Genomic DNA, 17,055 nt, shown 5'->3' on the forward strand with positions numbered 1-17,055 from the left:
CCACACTGAGCGCACCGATCTGGAGTCTCCGTCCCAGTTGGCGGGCGCTGCTGCGCCGGTCGATGACTCCTCCGCGACTGCTGGCGACGTCGTTCCTGGCCCTGGTGCTGTTCGGGACCGTCGGCCTGCGCTGGCTTCCGGGCCTCTACACCGGCCCCCGCCTGTCCTGGTTGGACTCCCTCTTCACGGCCACCTCCGCCGTATGCGTGACAGGACTGATCGTCGTTGACACGGCCACCGCCTTCACGCCCTGGGGGCAGGCGTTCCTGCTGTTGCTGATCCAACTCGGCGGCCTGGGGATCCTGACCCTGACGACCGCTTTGATCCTCGTGTTGGGACGCCGCCTGTCCCTCTCCCAGCAGGCCGTGGTCTCCAGCGGCAGCTCCATCGCCGAGCAGGTCGACTTCCGGACGCTGCTCAAGAGCGTGCTTCGCTACACGGTGCTGCTGGAGGCGGTGGGCGCCGCGCTCCTGTTCATGGTCTGGGCGCCGCGCTTCGGGCTCGCCGCGGCCTGGCATGCCGTCTTCCACTCGATCAGCGCCTTCTGCAACGCGGGCTTCTCCACCTTCTCGGACTCGCTGATGGGGTTTCAGAAGGCACCGTTCACGCTCACGGTCATCATGCTGCTCGTCACGCTCGGGGGGCTGGGCTTCCTCACGCTCGAGGAACTGGTGCGCGCCTGGCGGCTCCGCCATACCCGGGCGCATCGGAGGTTATCCCTGCACACGCGCTTGGTCCTGGCTACCTCGGCGGCGTTCATCCTGTTCGGGGCGGCGTTGTTCGTGCCCCTGGAGTGGAGGAACAGCTTCCAGGGCCTGCCGTCCTGGGCTCGCGTGCTGAACGGTGTATTCATGAGCGTGACCGCGCGTACCGCCGGCTTCAACACCATCGACTACGATCTGGCGGATGACAGCGCGAACTTCGTCACCATCCTCCTGATGTCCATCGGTGGCTCACCGGGGTCGACGGCGGGGGGGCTCAAGACCACGACGTTCGCGCTCCTCGGCCTATTGGCCTGGTCGCGCCTGCGCGGACACGGGGTCACCAGTTGGGGCGGGCGCTCGGTACCGGACGGTACCATCGATCGAGCCATCGGCCTGTTCGTGGTCGCGCTGGCCGGTATGATCCTGGGGGTGTTCCTGTTGGTGCTGTTCGAGTTGGGGCGCACGGCTCCGCTAGGGCAGGGCGACGCGTTTCTCGACTTTGCCTTCGAGGCCGTCAGTGCCTTCAACACGGTGGGTCTGTCCATGGGGCAAACCGGGGGGCTCTCGGTGGCGGGCAAATGGTTGGTGATCGCGCTGATGTACCTGGGTCGGGTAGGGCCGCTCACGTTCGTGGCGGCGATTTCCGTGGCGCGCCCCACCGAAGGGGCGCGCGAGTTCCGGTTCGCCTATGAGGATGTGCTCGTCGGGTGAGGATTGAATGAAACGATTCGTGGTGGTCGGACTCGGGAACTTCGGTGCTTCCGTGGCGGAAGCGCTGTTCAGCATCGGGCACGATGTGGCGGCCCTGGACCGGGTTCCCGAGCGCGTGGACGAGATGGCGCCTCTGGTCAGTCGCGGCGGGGTGGGAGACGGAACCGACCCGGCGGTGCTGCGGCGGCTCGGCGCGGAAGACGCGGACGCGGCGGTGGTGAGCACCGGTGACGACATCACAGCGAGCGCCCTGACCACGCTGGCGCTCAAGGACCTGGGCATCGAGGAGATCTACGTGAAGGTGGTCTCGCACGAGCACGCTCGACTGATCGAGAAGATCGGCGTCACGGAGACCATCTTCCCGGAGCGGGAGTCCGGGATCCGGCTGGGCAAGCGTATCTCCAGCCGCTCGTTGCTCAACTACGTGCAGCTCGGGGAGGACTTCAGCATCCAGGAGATGGCGGTCCCCACCGATTGGGTGGGCCATACTCTGCGCGAGCTGCAACTGCCCCGGCGCCTGCGTGTGACCGTCGTGGCGGTGCACGACATGTTGCGAGGCAAGATCACCCCGGTGCCGGATCCAGACGCGGTACTGACGGAGTCGGATACCCTCCTGGTCGCGGGCACGGACACGGATCTGCAGCGGGCCGCCGAGTTGACCTGACGTCTGCACGACGGTCCTGTGTGTGACGTGCCCGGGACGAGGGACCCTTCCGCACTTGCCTCGGCCGGCAGGTCCGGCCCACACTGGCCCGGTCGAGGCCGATCTGAGCTCCCGCCGCCGTGGACCTGGGATCGGCCCCTGTCGTCCGGAGGAGCTCGATGCGTCGTACCTTCTTGGCTACCCTGCTGCTGGCCTTGGCCCTTCCCTCCCTGCAAGGCCTGTCCGCCCAGGAACAGCGCAGGTCCCGACAGTTGCGTCGTCTCCAGGACGAGGCCCTGACGCTGGTCGATGCCCGCGCCAAGCAGGTCCAGGAGATCGTGGACATGGTCTTCTCGTTCGGCGAGCTCGGTATGCAGGAGTTCGAGACGTCGAGATACCTGACCGGCATTCTCGAGGAGAACGGCTTCACGGTGGAGCGCGGCGTCGCCGGGATGCCCACGGCCTGGGTGGCGCGCTGGGGGTCGGGCAAGCCCGTGCTGGCGCTGGGTTCCGACATCGACGGTATTCCGCAGTCGAACCAGAAACCCGGTGTCGGCTACCGGGATCCGATCCTGTCCATGGCCCCCGGGCACGGTGAAGGGCACAACTCGGGACAAGCCGTCAACATCGTGGCGGCCCTGGCGGTCAAGGAGATCATGGAGCGCGAGAACCTGCCCGGTACCCTCATGCTCTGGCCGGGAATCGCAGAAGAGCAGCTGGGGAGCAAAGCGTTCCTGGTGCGCTCCGGGGTCTTCGACGACGTCGATGTGACGTTGTTTACGCACGTTTCCAACAACTTCAGCGTCTCTTGGGGTCAGTCCGGGGCCAACGCCCTCGTCTCCGCGCAGTTCCGCTTCCGCGGTGAGACCGCACACTCGGCTGGCGCGCCCTGGCGGGGGCGCTCTGCGCTCGACGCGGTCATGCTGATGGCGCAGGCCTGGGAGTACAAGCGCGAGCATCTGCAGCCTGCGGCGCGCTCCCACTACGTCATCGTCGAGGGTGGAGATCAACCCAACGTGGTTCCCCAGTGGGCCACCATCTGGTTCTACTTCCGCGAGCGGGACTACGAGAAGGTCACCGAGATGTACGACGCGGCGAAGAAGATGGCCGAGGGGGCGGCGCTCATGACCGGCGCCACGGTCGATACCATCATGACGATCGGATCAGCCTGGAGCGGGCACTTCAACAAGGCCGTGGCCGAAGTGACCTACGACAATATCAAGCGCGTGGGTCTTCCGACCTGGGACGAGGCTGATCTTGCCCTGGCCAGGTCGATCCAACGGGAGTTGGGGAGCGAGGAGGAAGGCCTGGCCACCGAGGTCGGCAACCTGGGAGGACCCGTCGACATGCGGCGCTCTCTCGGCGGTGGCTCCGACGACATCGGAGACATCTCATGGAATGTCCCCACGGTGACGCTGCGCTTCCCCTCCAACGTACCGGGTACGCCCGGTCACAACTGGTCGAACGGCATCGCGATGGCCACGCCGATCGCGCACAAGGGTGCGCTGGCCGGTGCCAAGGTGCAGGCCCTGACGCTGTTGGACCTCGTGATGCGCCCCGAGGTGGTGGCGGATGCCTGGACCTACTTCCGCGACGTGCAGACCAAGGACACGAAGTACACGCCCTTCATCCTGCCCACCGATCAGCCGGCCATCTGGCTCAACGCGGACATCATGGAGCAGTACCGCGAAGAGATGCGCAAGTACTACTACGATCCGAGCCGCTACCCGACCTACCTGGAGCAGCTCGGCATCGAGTATCCCACCATCCGTACGCGGGCGGTGAGCGACGGGCGCTAGGAGGCGGCAAGCCTGGCGGTGCGGCCGGGCGGCGGGGATCCGCCGGCCGAGCCGGCCCAGGGACGGCGGCGCGCCCCGGAGGTCGGAGGGCGCCGCCGTCCGCGTTTTTGCTTGGAGAAGCATGGCCCCCGTCGTACCATGGAAGGACGCTCCCCCGGGTTCCCAGACGGCTGCCGCCACATCCGTGGCAAGGAGGCGACCCCATGCGGATGCGCGATGTTCTCGGCCCCAAGGGCCAGCAGGTCTTCACGATCTCGGCTGACGCGACCCTCCACGACGCGATCCGCACCCTCGTCCAGCGCAACATCGGATCCTTGATGGTCGTCGCAGGTGGGCAGATCTGCGGGATCATCACCGAACGCGATATCCTGCGGCGCGCGGCCATCGCGCCAGCGGGGCTTCGGGAGGACAAGGTCCGGGATACCATGACCGGGCAGCTCCTGACAGCCGGCATGGACGACGGGATGCATGAGGCCATGGATCTGATGACGCGCCATCGTGTGCGCCATCTCCCCATCGTGGAGAACGGAGAGATTCGCGGACTCATCTCGATCGGGGACGTCGTGTTGGCGTGCTTGAACGCCGTGGAGTTCGAAAACCAGCAGATGCACAACTACATCCACGGGATGGCCTAGGCCAGTTCTGCACAGGTGGGGTGCCGCGCGCAGGAGGCGCGCGGGCCCTGAGGGAAGGAACGACGGTGAGGGCGGGCTTCTTTCCGGTGGAGGGGAGCCCGCTCCCCTTCAGGTCAGGAAGAGCCGAAGCGCCATCACCACGACGGCCACGAGCACGACACGCTTGATCCAGACGTGCCCTTTCAGCACGCTCAAGCGGACGCCGAGCAGCCCACCCAGCAGGTTGCCCGCAGCCAGCGCCGTGCCCAGCCGCCAATCGACCATATCGTTGCGTGCGAAGGTGATCAGGGCCGGGACCGTGAAGCCCAGCACCACCAGGACCTTCAGGGCATTGCCGCGAACGAGGTCGAAGCCGGCCCAGGTGGTGGCCGCCAGGAGCAGGAAGCCCACGCCGACCTGGATGAAGCCGCCGTACATGCCGATCGCCAGGAACGCGGCTGCCAACGCGGATCTGGCCAGCAGGCCCTGTGGGACCGAGGCGTCCTCGCCGGGATTCTTGGCGCCCAGCGGGTCCCAGATCGTCCAGATCGCCACGACCAGCATGATCCCGGCGATGATGTTCTCGAGGACGGCATCTCCCATCCGAGTGGCCAACCAGGAGCCGAGGAGAGCCCCTATGATCGCAGGAGCGACGGTGAAGCCGGCCCAGCGCCAGGGAAGCAGCCTGTGCCGACTGAACCCCCACACGGCCCCCACGTTCTGCACCAGGATGGCGACGCGATTGGTGCCGTTGGCCACCGTGGCCGGTAGCCCCAGGAAGATCAGAACGGGAAGCGTGAGCATGGAGCCGCCGCCAGCCAGCACGTTCAGCGTGCCGGCCAGGCAGCCTACCAGGAAGAGCAGGATGAGGGGGGACATGCGCCGGCAAGCTAGCCTCTGGGCCTCTCCGCACCAGGGCCAGGGAAACGCCCCCGGAAGCAGAGGCGGTGCCCCACCCCAGTGCCCGGTGCATGGAGCCCTCCGCGCCTGGGCCGCCGGAACGGAGGCACGGACCTCGCTGTATGGCTAGCCATGGAGCGCCTCTCACTGATTCCACTGCCCTTCGTGCCGTTTCCCGGTACCGTCATCCAGCTGCAGCTCGCGGACGAACGGGCCCGGGAGGCGTTCCAGGACTGCGCCGACCACGGTCGGGCCCTGGGGTTCATCTTCCACGACGAGGCGCGCTTCGGGCCGTTCCGCTTCGAGGAGGGTGGAGTCGGCGTCTCCGCGGAGATCCGAGCCGTCCAGGGCGCGGAATCAGGCGGACCGCGCGTCATCGCCCAGACCACCGGTCGCTTCGTGTTGGTCGACTCCCTGGTCGTTGCGGGTCTCTTCCTCGAAGTCGTTGCCGAGCCCTATGTGGACGAAGCGGATCAGGGAGAGGAGATCATCCAGCGGCGCGAGCAGACGCTGCAACTCTTCCGGTCGGCCTTGCGCGCCCTGCCGGGGGCTCGGCGTGCGTTGCCCCGCCTCGATTGCCAGCGCGACGTCTCGTTCCGGATGGCTCCCTCGGTGGGCGCCGGCGCAGGGTGGAAGCAGCGCTTGCTCGAGATGCGGGACGAGCGACGGCGTCTGGACCGACTCGACTCGGTGTTCCTCCAGACGATCGCGCGCTACCGGGCCCCAGTGGTGGACCGAGGTCCGAGCGACGAGCGGGACCCCGAGAAGCCAGTCTGACGCGCGCCGTTCACAGGCACCCACCGGCGGGAGCGTCGGCGGGTACCGAGCCACCCCACCCATAGATGTCAGGGAGACGACGCGGGCCGTCCGGGCCTGGCACCTCGAGGTCGTAGCGAACCACGACGCGCGTTCCCAGCGGTGCATGGTAGTAGATTCGCCACATGGCGGCTTCCGAAACGCCGATGCACCCGTTCGAGTAGGCTTTTCCGAGCGTCTCCAGGTTGGTGGTGGGATGGATCAGCTGACCCATGCGCCGGCCGTCCAGCTCTGGCTCCAGCCAGGGAATCCTGGGCAAGCCGGTGACCTGACCGTCGTCACGGCGTGTGACGTCGTAACGGTGGTTGTCCACCGGATTGCGGAACACGGGGCTCTTCTCGATGCGCACGATCCTGCCCGATCCCGGCAGGGTGCGCAGATCGACCTCACGCCCCGCCATCTCCAAGTAGCGCGTCCGGTCCTGACCGATGCGCACGGGGAAGGAGAAGCGTTCCCGATCGCTCTCTAAGATGCGCAGCCTGAACTCTGGAATATTCACGTCGATGACCGTGGCTGCCATCACCGCGCGCAGGGAGTCCGCCTGAGCGACCGTGGGAAGGGCGAGGGTATCGCCCGCGCGCAGCGCCAACAGGGCCTGCGGATCCGGGGAGAACTCTCCGCGCTCCATCATCCGGTAGTAGTCGGTGTCCATCAGTCGCTCGATGAGCCACGGATTCGCGCGTACCAGGAGGTGCTCATCGACGGGAAACGGTACGCGCGCCTCGGCATCCGCCAGCAACGTGTCCATGTACTCGAAGTACTCGCGGATCGGCACGTCGCGCTCGATCGCGATTAGCCGCGGCTCGGGCTCCCCCGTGAGGCGGTGACTGGCCAGGGCACGCGCGCCGCCCGGGTTCCCTTCACCGCGAATGCACGCCGCCGCCAGTGTGATTCCGAGGAGGGAGAGGGTGCTCCAGGCCGTGCGGCGCCGGGTCATTGCCAGCGAAAGATGCGCAGGGCCGCCAAGAACGCCACGAGAGTCCAGGCCGCCAGTATCGTCAGGGGCCCGAGGATTCCCGCAACGCCGGCACCCTCCAGCATGACTGCCCGTAAGGCGTCGTTCACCGCCGTGAGCGGAAGTGCGCGGATCACGGGCTGCACCACGTCCGGGAACAGCGCGTAGGAGAAGAAGACGCCGGAGAGGATCCACATCGGCATCATCACGAGGTTCATGAGACCCGAGACACCTTCGATGGTGCGAGCCCGGCTGGCGGTGAGCAGGCCCAGGGCAGCGAATGCGAACGCACCCATCACGGCGACCAGGAGCACGGTTCCGATGCTACCGCGCACGGGCACCCGGAATAGAAGGACGCCGAACCCCAGGAGGACCGCCACCTCCAACGTCAGGAACATCAGGCGGAACAGGATCTGAGCCAGCAAGAAATCACGCTTGCGCATCGGTGATGCCAGGAGCCGCTTGAGCAGCTTCTTCTGCCGCATCTGCGCGATACCGAACCCGATCCCCCACATGCTGGTGCCCATGATGTTCATGCCCAGCAGGCCCGGAAGCACGAAGTCGATATAGCGACTCCCCCGTTCGGCGACGCGGATCTCTTGTACGGGCACCGCGGGCGGCTGTCCCGCCGCCCGCTGCAGCGCGCGCTCGGTGAGGGCGCGGGCCAAGCGGCTTTCCTCTCGTGTGGAGTCGTATTGGAGCGTGATCGGCGACCCCGGGCGCACCAGCATCGCGACCTCTCCCGTGCGCAAGGCGAGGCGGGCACTGTCTTCCGATTGAACGGTCGCCAGCAGGTCGGGGTCACTGCTCAGATCTCGCGCGAGCGCTTCGGCGCCCACGCCCGCCACAACGCCGACCCGGACCGGCTTGGGCGCCGTGTTTCGGAAGGCGATGCCCAGCGCCATGGCCAGGAGGAGCGGGAAGAGGAACACCCAGAACACGGCTTCCGGCTCCCGGATGAACTCACGAAAGCGCCATAGGGTGAGTTGGACGAGCGGATGTTCACTCATCGCGCAGGTGCCGGCCGGTCAGTTGCAGGAATACGTCTTCGAGCGTCGCATGATGGGTGGTGAGTTCGCTCAGCTCCATCTGCTCTGTCTCCAAGGCCCGCATGAGGGCGGGAACGACCTCGTGCGCTCGTTCGGCGGTCAGACGGACCCGCCCGCTCACGACCTGCGCCGATCTCACGCTGGGGAGTGCCTCCCAGAACGAAGGGGCGCGCTCGACCCCGTTGCGCAGGGCGAACTCCAGCACGTGCTCCGCCGCCAAAGAGGCGATGAGGTCGCGGGGAGTGCCCAACGCGATCAGCCGACCCTGATCCATGATGACCACGCGATCACAGAGTCGTTCCGCCTCCTCCATGTAGTGGGTGGTCAACACGATCGACGTACCGCGTGCACGCAGATCGTGGATGACGTCCCAGAGTTGGCGCCGTGACTGTGGATCCAGGCCCGTGGTGGGCTCGTCCAGGAAGAGGAGATCGGGGTCGCCCACCAGCGCGCAGGCGATGGCGAGGCGCTGGTGCTGGCCGCCGGAGAGGTTGCGCACCCAGGTGCGCGCTTTCTCCTCCAGTCGCACGAGGGCCATGACCTCCCGCGTGCGCAGGCCACCGGCCTGGAAGGAGCCGAACAGATCGAGGATCTCGGTGACGCTGAGCTTCTCCGGCAGGCGCGTCTCCTGGAGCTGGGCGCCCAGCCGGCGTCGCAGCTCCGCCTCGTCGTGCGACCAATCCAAGCCCAGCACCCGGACCGTGCCCTCGTCTGCGGACTGCAGGCCCTGCAGGATCTCGACCGTGGTGGTCTTGCCCGCCCCGTTGGGGCCGAGCAGTCCGAAGCACTCACCCCGGGAGACCTCCAGATCGAGGTGGTCCACTGCCGTGAGGGCGGCGAATCGCTTGACCACCCCTTCACAGAGGAGGGCGGGAGCGTCGGCCGCTGGGGACGCGCCGTGCATGCTTCGTTCCGGAAACAGGTGCGGCCCGACGCGCTCTGCGCCGGGCCGCTGGATGTACCCGCAGGGGGCGTCCGGGATTCCGGGTTCGCGGTCAGGCCGCCAGCGCCTGCTCCCGCGTCTTGAGGTCACGGAACCGGATGAGGCGCTGGTTCTCCTCGTCCCAGAGCGTAAGCCGCAGAAGGCGCCACGAGTCCCGCAGACGGACCTTCGTGGCCTGCTGCAGCTGCGGCACGCCCTCGTGCGCGTCTTCGAGCTTGTAGTTCGGGATGAGCGCGCTCAGATGGTGCACGTGATGGAGGCCGATGTTGGCCGTGATCCACTGAAGTGGCTTGGGCAGCACCAGATGCGAGCTCCCGTGGATCGTCGCGTCGTAGTAGTTCCAGTCTTCGTGACGATGCCAGTAGGTGTCCTCGAACTGATGCTGCACGTAGAAGAGGTACACTCCCATGGTTCCCGCGAACATCGTGATGGGAACCTGGATCATCAGGAACTGCGTGAGCCCGATCGTGAAGGCCATGAACACGGTCACGCTGACCAGCGCCAGGTTCGTCCACCACACGCTACGCCAGGCCTGGGTCCAATCGCGGGGGATGTCCCAGGGATAGCGGTGCTTGATGACGAACAGGACCGTGGGACCGATCCCCAGAAGCACGAGCGGGTTGCGGTAGATGCGGTAGTAGAGCTTCTGGCCGCGGCTCATGGCCTGGTACTCGGACACCGTCTTGGTGGTCACGTCCCCGAACCCCCGGAAGTCGAGATCTCCGGAGTGGGCGTGGTGGATGGCGTGGGTGCGGCGCCAGTACTGATAGGGCACCAGCGTCAGGATCCCCACGCAGAATCCGACGGCGTCACGCACCCGCCGTGACGAGAAGAACGACCCGTGCCCGCAGTCGTGCTGGATCATGAACAACCGCATGAGGAAGCCAGCGGTCGGGAAGGCCAGGAGGAGCGTGAGTCCGTAGTGGACCCGCAGGCTGAAGTACATCAGGGCCCAGAGCCCGAAGAAGCCCAGGGCCGAAACCACCAGTTGGCGCGTGCTGCGTGCGTCGTCGGCGCCCTTGTAGTCCGCGATCAGCGCATTCCACTGCGCTGGCGTCATGGGGCCTTGGCGCGAGGGGGTCTCGGTCGTGTGTTCTCCCATCGGAACAGCCGAACTCCGGTGAGGGTGGGTCGTGGGCTCGACGGCCGCGCCCAAGGTGGCCGCTCGGCAGGTCACGGTCAACGGTCGCGGAGGGGCGGGAATCCCGCCCTGCGGCCGCACGGGCACGCAAGCTCCGGTCCAGGCGATCGGCTCGGGCCCGGCTCATCGCCGCTTGTCCCTTGCGGCGGTGAGGTCTACGCTGCTGGCGGACCGCCAAAGGAGACCGCCATGCCGACCTGTCCGACTCCTAAACCTAGCGCCCTGCCGGTGATCCTGGGGATCGCCATGGTCCTCGGTGCCTCGCACGGGGGCCCTCTGGCCGCCCAGGCGGGCCCGGGTGCCGCCGGCGACAGTATCGAGATGGCTCGGCCCGTTCCCCAGCCCTGGTTCGAGTACGTGGGGCCGGTGAGCTCGGGGCGGATCGCCGCGGCCGCGGCGGTGGCGGGGCGCCCGGGCGTCTACTATGCCGGTGCCGCGTCCGGAGGCGTCTGGAAGTCGAGCGACGGGGGGGCGACCTGGAAGCCCACCTTCGACCAGCAGTCCTCGCAGGCCATCGGTGCCTTGGCGGTTTCGCAGTCCAACCCCGACGTGGTCTGGGCGGGCACCGGGGAAGCCTGGGCCGTCCGGGACATGGATATGGAGGGAGACGGCATCTACAAGTCCACCGACGCCGGTGAGACCTGGACCCGGATGGGACTCGAGGACTCGGGCCGGATCGGCACCATCGTCATCCACCCGACCAACGAGAACATCGTTTTGGTGTGCGCGCTGGGGCGGGCCACGGGACCGCAGCGCGAGCGCGGGATCTTCCGCACCGAGGATGGAGGCCGCACCTGGCGCCAAACCCTGTTCGTCGACGAGGACACGGGCTGTTCCGGCCTGCAGATGTCCCAGCAGAACCCCGACATCGTGCTGGCCGGCACCTGGGAGGTCTTTCTCCAGACCCATGTGCTGGAGAGCGGGGGCATGGGCAGCGGGATCTGGCTCTCGCGGGATGGGGGCCGCTCCTTCCGCCGCATCACGGATTCCGGCCTCCCGCGTCTACCCTACGGCAAGACCGACGTGGCGATCGCGCCGTCCGACGACCACCGCATGTATGCGCTGATCCAGACCGGTGCCGACGGCGTGAAGGGCCTGCCCTCGGAAGCGCAGGGATCGCTGTGGCGGTCCGACGACGGGGGGACCCGCTGGACCAACGTGAGTTGGGACCGACGCCTCATCGGTCGGGCCGGGTACTACATCCGCGTCCGCGTCTCCCCCGACGATCCGGACCACTTGATGGTGGCCAACAGCACGCTGTGGGAATCGAAGGACGGGGGACGGATCTTCGATCGTGGTCCCCGGGGATGCGGCGATTGCCACGACATCTGGTGGGACGTCAACGCCGACCATGCCGGTCACTTCATCATCACCGGTGACGGTGGAATGGGCATCTACGGGTCGCCCCTCGCCCCGGAGGACAACACGTCGGTCGTGCTCCCCATCGGTCAGATGTACCGGGTCACGGTCGATCAGCGCGACCCCTACTGGGTCTACTCGGATCGGCAGGACGATGGGAGCATGCGCATCTCCAGTGCGCGCCCCATCGTGCCCGACAACGTCCCGTCGTACGCACCCGTGGACCGCAGTGAGGCCGACCGCGACGATGGCCCGCCGCAGGAAGCGATGCCTTCCTGTGAGTCCGGCTATACCTATCCCGAGCCGGGGAACCACCACTTCGTCTGGGGGACCTGCTACGCGGCCCATGTTGCGACCTACGACGATCTGAGCGACACCCGACGTTCGGTCTCTCCGTGGATGCACACGCTGGACAGCTCGCCGGTAGGCCTCCGCTACCGGTGCCAGTGGTCGCCGCCCCTGGCTATCGATTGGTTCGACAACTCGGTCTACTTCGGATGTCAGGTCGTCTTCAGGACGCGCGACCGTGGCCAGTCCTGGCAGGTCATCAGCCCGGACCTGTCCACCGGCGACCCCGAGCTGATTCGCTTCTCCGGTGGGGTGGTAGGCGACAACCTCGGACAGTTCTACGGTGCGCTCATCTCAGCGATCGCACCGTCACGCACGGAACGCGGAGTGGTCTGGGTCGGCACCAACGACGGCAAGGTCTGGATCTCGCGCGACGAGGGCCGCAACTGGACGGATCTGACTCGCAACGTCGGGATGCCGCCGCTGGGCCTCGTGCGCCGCATCGACGCCTCGCACTTCGATCCTGGCACGGCCTACATGGCGGTCGACTACCACCTGGTGGACGTGCGCGAGCCGCACCTCTACAAGACCACCGACTTCGGCCAGAGCTGGACGCGCATCGACGCCGGCCTGCCCCGCGCGCACCCTCTCGACTACACCCTGGCAATCGCGGAGAACCCGCGTCGGGCAGGAATGCTCTTCGCGGGCACCGGCCACGGGTTCTTCTATTCTCGCGACGATGGGCAGACCTGGACGCAGCTGCAGGGCCGCCTGCCCGCGGCTCCGGTCAACTGGATCGAGGTTCCGAAGAACGCACCCGAGATCGCCGTCGCCACCTATGGGCGCGGCATCTGGATCCTGCGTGACACCTGGGCCCTGGAACAGGGAGATCTGGGGGACCCGGAGGCCGAGCTGCGGCTCTTCCAACCGCTGCCAGCGACGCGGCGGGCAGACGGCGGCCAGGCTGCGTTCGTGTTCGAGATGGAGCGCGCGCCCCGCTCACCGATCACGATCGACGTGTTGGACGCGCAGGGTAGCCTGGTGACCAGCAAGCAGGTCACGGCGCAGGCGGGGCTCAACCAGACCGGCTGGGATCTCACCTACCCGGAGCCGGATCAGCCGGTGCTGCGCTCGATCCCGCCCGACAACCCCCATATCTGGGATGCGGGCCGCTGGGAGGGACGTGAGCGCCCCGTCCTGCACTGGGGACTGGGCGCAGCCCGTTGGCAGCCGCGCGCGGCCCCCGGGCGCTACACGGTCCGGCTCACCCACGAAGGCCGTTCGTACGCACGATCGTTCGAGGTGGTGCCGGATGTTACGCTTCCTTCGACGGAGGATGACCTGGCTGCCAGCACGCGCCTGCAGCGTGAGATCGTCGGGACGCTCAACGAGGTGACCGACAAGATCAACCGGATCGAGATCATGCGTGCGCAGGTCGAAGACCTACGCGCCGCGCATGGGTCGGAGCCGGCGGTGGATCAGGCGTTGGCGGCGCTGTACCAGAAGCTGTACGAGAGCGAGCTGCACTACCTGTCGCGCACGGAGATGCACAGCGACGACAAGTGGTACGTCGAGCAGTACAGGCTCTATATGAATCTGGTATGGCTGCTGGCCGAGGTCGGCGGCGCCGGGGGCGATGTCGCCGGAGGGGTCGCCTATCGACCGACGGAAGCTGCACAGCAGGTGTTCCGAACCTTCCTGGGCGAGCTCGACGCGGCTCGCGAGGACTTCGAGCGGCTGTTGAGAGAAGTCGAGGACTTCAACCGCGCGCACGCAGCCGTGCTGCCTCCGATCACGGACCGACCTCCCCGGCCGCTGATGCCCTGAGGGGGGAGCGCAGGGGGTCGGGGGTCCTCAACGATGGGAGCGGCTTCGCTCCGCGGAGGAGACGCCGGCTGCCAGCGTGCCTGCGAGGAGGGGCACCAGACTCGCAGACAGAGCCAGCACCCACCCTCGGCGGTCGGGAGCCTCGATCGAGAGCGCATGGGCGAGCTCCGGGACATAGACAGAGAGCCCCAACAGGCCGATGCAAAGGGCGAGTGCGCCCCAGACCCATGGATTGCGGGTGACGCGGTTGCTGAAGAGCGGCTCGCCACGCTCGCGCATGTTGAACACGTGCCAGAGCTGCGCCAGGGCCAGCGTGAGGAACGACAGCGTCGTGGCCTGTGAGGCCGAGTAGTCCAGGGTGCGCAATGCCACCAGGAGTACCGCCAGCACCGTCGTGGTGATGAGAGTTCCGTAGGTCAGGATGAAGGCCCACGACCGAGGTGTGACGATGGGCTCGTCCCTGCGTCGGGGAGCGCGATGCATCACTACCTGCGACCCCTCGCTCATGCCTAGCGCCAGCGCGGGGAACACATCCGTGACGAAGTTCAGGAACAGCAACTGCAAGGGAAGGACGGGAAGGGGGGTTCCCAGGATCGACCCCAACGCCACCACCATCACTTCGCTGACGTTGCACGAGAGCAGGTAGACGACGAACGCGCGGATGTTGTCGAAGATGGTGCGCCCCAGCTGCACCGCGGCGACGATGGTCGCGAAGGAGTCGTCCTCCAGGATCATGTCGGACGCTTCCTTGGCGACCTCGGTGCCTCGCGCCCCCATAGCGATCCCGATGTCCGCCTGTCGCAGGGCAGGCGCGTCGTTCACGCCGTCACCGGTCATGGCCACCGTGTACCCACTTCGCTGGTACAGCCGAACCAGATCGAGCTTGTGGCGCGGAGCCACGCGCGCGAAGACACGGGTGGCGAGGAGGCGTTCTTCGGTGGGTGCGTGGGCCGCGTCGTCGAGGTCCTGACCCACCAGGATGGCGCCGCCGTCCTCCAACCCGACGGCCTGCGCCACGGTGCGGGCCGTGCCGGCCTGATCGCCGGTGACCATCACCACCGAGATGCCCGCGGCCTTACAGGTGGCGAGGGCGTGCTCGACGCCCGCCCTCGGTGGGTCGATCAGTCCCACGAGACCAATCCAGGTGAGATCGCGATCGATGGGTGCGGCCCCGTCCTCCGCATCGAGGCGTGTAGCCAGGGCGAGCACCCGATAGCCGCTGTCGGCCAGGCGCCGATTGCTGGCCATCCAGCGCGCCCGTGCCTCCTCATCCAAGGGGATGTCCTTCCCGTCCCGGCGTTGGCGGCTACAGATGGCGAGCACCGCTTCTGGCGATCCCTTCACCGCGACGCGCTCGCCGCCCGCGGCGTGGTGTCGCGTGGTCATCCGTTGCGTATCGGGGTCGAAGGCCAGCAGATCCCACTGCGGCTCTTCCGCCAGCGCGCTGTCCCTCTCGAGCCCGCCGGCGCGGGCCGCTTCCAGCAGGGCCAGCTCCATGGGATCCCCCGCGCGATCGTGTCCATCGTGCCCCAGATGAGCCGTGGTGCAGAGGACCGCGACCCGGAGTGCTTCCGAGAGGTCGCTGCCGGCCTCGGGAACCAGGGCCTCACCGTCGGCGGAGAAGGGGGCCGGATCCCCCGGCGTGACGCTCACTCGACCCGTCCCCAGCTCGAGCACCGCGACGCTCATGCGGTTCTCGGTGAGGGTGCCCGTCTTGTCGGTCAGGATCACCGAGGTCGAGCCCAGGGTCTCGACCGATCCCAAGCGACGGATGAGGGCCCGGCGGCGTGCCATGCGCCGTATCCCACGAGCCATGGAGACCGTCGCCACCACGGGCAGCCCCTCGGGAATCGTGGCGATGGCCAGCGCAACGCCCGTCTCCACCATCAGGAGGATGTCCCGTCCGCCGAGGATGCCGATCAGGGTGATCGCGAGCGCGATCGCCAGGGTCAACCAGAGCAGGCGCCGCCCCAATCCCGCCAGGTGCCGTTCCAGGGGCGTCGGTTCATCGGTGGCCTCGCGCACCAGACCCGAGATCTGTCCGAGCTCGGTGGCCATACCGGTGGAGACGACCAGGCCCAGGGCCGAACCCCGAACGATCGCGGTTCCCTTGAAAAGCATGCCCGAGCGCTCGGCCACCGGCGCCGACGCAACGGTGGCCCGCTCGTCCTTGTCCACGGGCATGCTCTCTCCCGTAAGCATGGACTCGTCCACCTGCAGGTGGGACGACTCGGCAATCCGGAGATCGGCCGTGACCACATCTCCGGCTTCGGCGAGCACCACGTCCCCGGGAACCAACTCCGACGCGTCGACGAGGACCTCCGCGCCGTCGCGACGCACGCGGGTCCGAACGTGGCCCAGGCGAAACAGCGCCTCCATCGAGCGCACCGCTCTCAATTCCGTCGCGAAGCCGATGGCGGTGTTGACGAGCACGACCAGAGCGATCGCGGCGGCTTCCAGCCACTCCTGCCAAAGCGCCGCCGCGATGCCGGCGGCGGCGAGCAGACCGATGAGAGGGCTGGCAAGCTGGGCCCACAGGACGCTCGCCAAGCTGCGGCGGGGATGCTCGAGAAGCTGGTTGGCACCGAAACGCTTCCGCCGTGCCCGCACCGCGGCGGCGGGGAGTCCACGGGAGAGGTCGGCCTCCAGCGCTCGCGCTACGGCGCCAGCATCCTGCGCCCAGGCCTGCTGCAGCCCGGGCGTGGTCAACTCGTCCATGGAAGTGGGGACCTCGCGCCTACCGGGAAGCTGTCGGCTGCGCTCGGCGGGCGAGCGCGCCTGCAGAGTAAGGGTAGCGGGACGGGCAGGGCCGGTCGATTGTGGCGCCGACGGCCCTCAGCTGGAGCTGAGGAGATCCCTGACCGCCTCGATCAGGCGGGCCGGCCGGACCGGCTTGCGAAGCACTGCGTCGAAGCGTGCCTCGAGATCACGGTCCTCCCCAGCGTCGGAGGCGTGGGCGCTGACGAGGATGAGCGGAATGGCACGGGTCCCTGTGTCATCGGTCAAGGCACGGGCGAGCTGCAGCCCGTCGAGGACGGGCATCATCAAGTCGGTGATCACCAGCACGGGCTCGAGCTCACGGATCGCATCGAGGCCTTCGCGACCGTTGGACGCGGCCTCGACCCGGAACCCGCTCTGCTCCAACACCGCCTGGATGACGTAGCGTGTCTCCTCGTGGTCTTCCACGAGCACGATGAGCGGCGTGTCGGCCTCGTCGGGGGCGGCGTGGGCCGCCGGCGCGTCGTTCGGGATGGGGGGTCTGTAGATCACGGTGCATCCAGCCCGTGCGGTGGTGAGTGGCTCGAG

13 protein-coding genes are annotated in these 17,055 nt (G+C 67.6%); 6 read left to right on the plus strand and 7 right to left on the minus strand.

Annotated elements, in window-relative coordinates; genetic code table 11:
- Positions 1-62: 62 nt before the first annotated feature.
- The 4 genes from R3E10_12935 to R3E10_12950 all read left to right on the plus strand — a co-directional run bounded on the left by R3E10_12935 (position 63) and on the right by R3E10_12950 (position 4,492).
- On the plus strand, positions 63-1,415 hold the full coding sequence (locus R3E10_12935) for a potassium transporter TrkG (GenBank protein MEZ4416645.1): 1,353 nt from the start codon (positions 63-65) through the stop codon (positions 1,413-1,415).
- Positions 1,416-1,422: 7 nt separating this feature from the next.
- Positions 1,423-2,079, plus strand: a complete 657-nt coding sequence (locus R3E10_12940; protein ID MEZ4416646.1) for a TrkA family potassium uptake protein — start codon at positions 1,423-1,425, stop codon at positions 2,077-2,079.
- 158 nt (positions 2,080-2,237) lie between these two features.
- Positions 2,238-3,857: an amidohydrolase gene (locus tag R3E10_12945; GenBank protein ID MEZ4416647.1), complete on the plus strand. Its 1,620-nt coding sequence runs from the start codon at positions 2,238-2,240 to the stop codon at positions 3,855-3,857.
- Between the two features lie 203 nt (positions 3,858-4,060).
- On the plus strand, positions 4,061-4,492 hold the full coding sequence (locus R3E10_12950; GenBank protein ID MEZ4416648.1) for a CBS domain-containing protein: 432 nt from the start codon (positions 4,061-4,063) through the stop codon (positions 4,490-4,492).
- A 108-nt stretch (positions 4,493-4,600) separates the two neighbouring features.
- Here R3E10_12950 and R3E10_12955 read toward each other — a convergent pair whose 3' ends face one another.
- Positions 4,601-5,350 (minus strand): sulfite exporter TauE/SafE family protein, encoded by a 750-nt coding sequence (locus tag R3E10_12955; GenBank protein MEZ4416649.1) that lies wholly within the window; start codon positions 5,348-5,350, stop codon positions 4,601-4,603.
- 153 nt (positions 5,351-5,503) lie between these two features.
- On the opposite strand from R3E10_12955, the gene R3E10_12960 reads away from it, so the two are divergent.
- The gene (locus R3E10_12960; protein ID MEZ4416650.1) at positions 5,504-6,148 is read left to right on the plus strand and encodes a hypothetical protein; all 645 of its coding nucleotides are present in this window, start codon (positions 5,504-5,506) and stop codon (positions 6,146-6,148) included.
- Positions 6,149-6,158: 10 nt separating this feature from the next.
- Here the strand turns inward: R3E10_12960 and R3E10_12965 are convergent, their stop codons facing one another.
- The 4 genes from R3E10_12965 to R3E10_12980 form a co-directional block, all read right to left on the minus strand.
- Positions 6,159-7,124 carry a L,D-transpeptidase gene (locus tag R3E10_12965; protein MEZ4416651.1) on the minus strand — a complete coding sequence of 322 codons (966 nt, stop codon included), beginning with the start codon at positions 7,122-7,124 and terminating at the stop codon, positions 6,159-6,161.
- A complete protein-coding gene (locus R3E10_12970; GenBank protein ID MEZ4416652.1) occupies positions 7,121-8,152 on the minus strand; it encodes an ABC transporter permease in 1,032 nt (343 codons plus the stop codon). Before R3E10_12970 ends, R3E10_12965 begins: the two co-directional genes overlap by 4 nt.
- Positions 8,145-9,095, minus strand: a complete 951-nt coding sequence (locus R3E10_12975) for an ABC transporter ATP-binding protein (GenBank protein ID MEZ4416653.1) — start codon at positions 9,093-9,095, stop codon at positions 8,145-8,147. The genes R3E10_12970 and R3E10_12975 overlap by 8 nt, the downstream gene beginning before the upstream one ends.
- A 91-nt stretch (positions 9,096-9,186) precedes the next feature.
- A complete protein-coding gene (locus R3E10_12980) occupies positions 9,187-10,194 on the minus strand; it encodes a fatty acid desaturase (protein ID MEZ4416654.1) in 1,008 nt (335 codons plus the stop codon).
- A gap of 270 nt (positions 10,195-10,464) precedes the next feature.
- Between R3E10_12980 and R3E10_12985 the strand changes: the two genes are divergently transcribed.
- The gene (locus tag R3E10_12985; protein ID MEZ4416655.1) at positions 10,465-13,749 is read left to right on the plus strand and encodes a hypothetical protein; all 3,285 of its coding nucleotides are present in this window, start codon (positions 10,465-10,467) and stop codon (positions 13,747-13,749) included.
- A 27-nt stretch (positions 13,750-13,776) separates the two neighbouring features.
- Here R3E10_12985 and R3E10_12990 read toward each other — a convergent pair whose 3' ends face one another.
- Together R3E10_12990 and R3E10_12995 are read right to left on the minus strand one after the other, a co-directional pair.
- Complete coding sequence (locus R3E10_12990) at positions 13,777-16,467, minus strand: cation-transporting P-type ATPase (protein MEZ4416656.1); 2,691 nt, start codon at positions 16,465-16,467, stop codon at positions 13,777-13,779.
- Positions 16,468-16,584: 117 nt separating this feature from the next.
- The gene (locus R3E10_12995) at positions 16,585-17,019 is read right to left on the minus strand and encodes a response regulator (protein ID MEZ4416657.1); all 435 of its coding nucleotides are present in this window, start codon (positions 17,017-17,019) and stop codon (positions 16,585-16,587) included.
- Positions 17,020-17,055: the final 36 nt, after the last annotated feature.

The organism is Gemmatimonadota bacterium (genome assembly GCA_041390105.1).
Classification (GTDB): Bacteria; Gemmatimonadota; Gemmatimonadetes; order Longimicrobiales; family Gaopeijiaceae; genus JAGQIF01.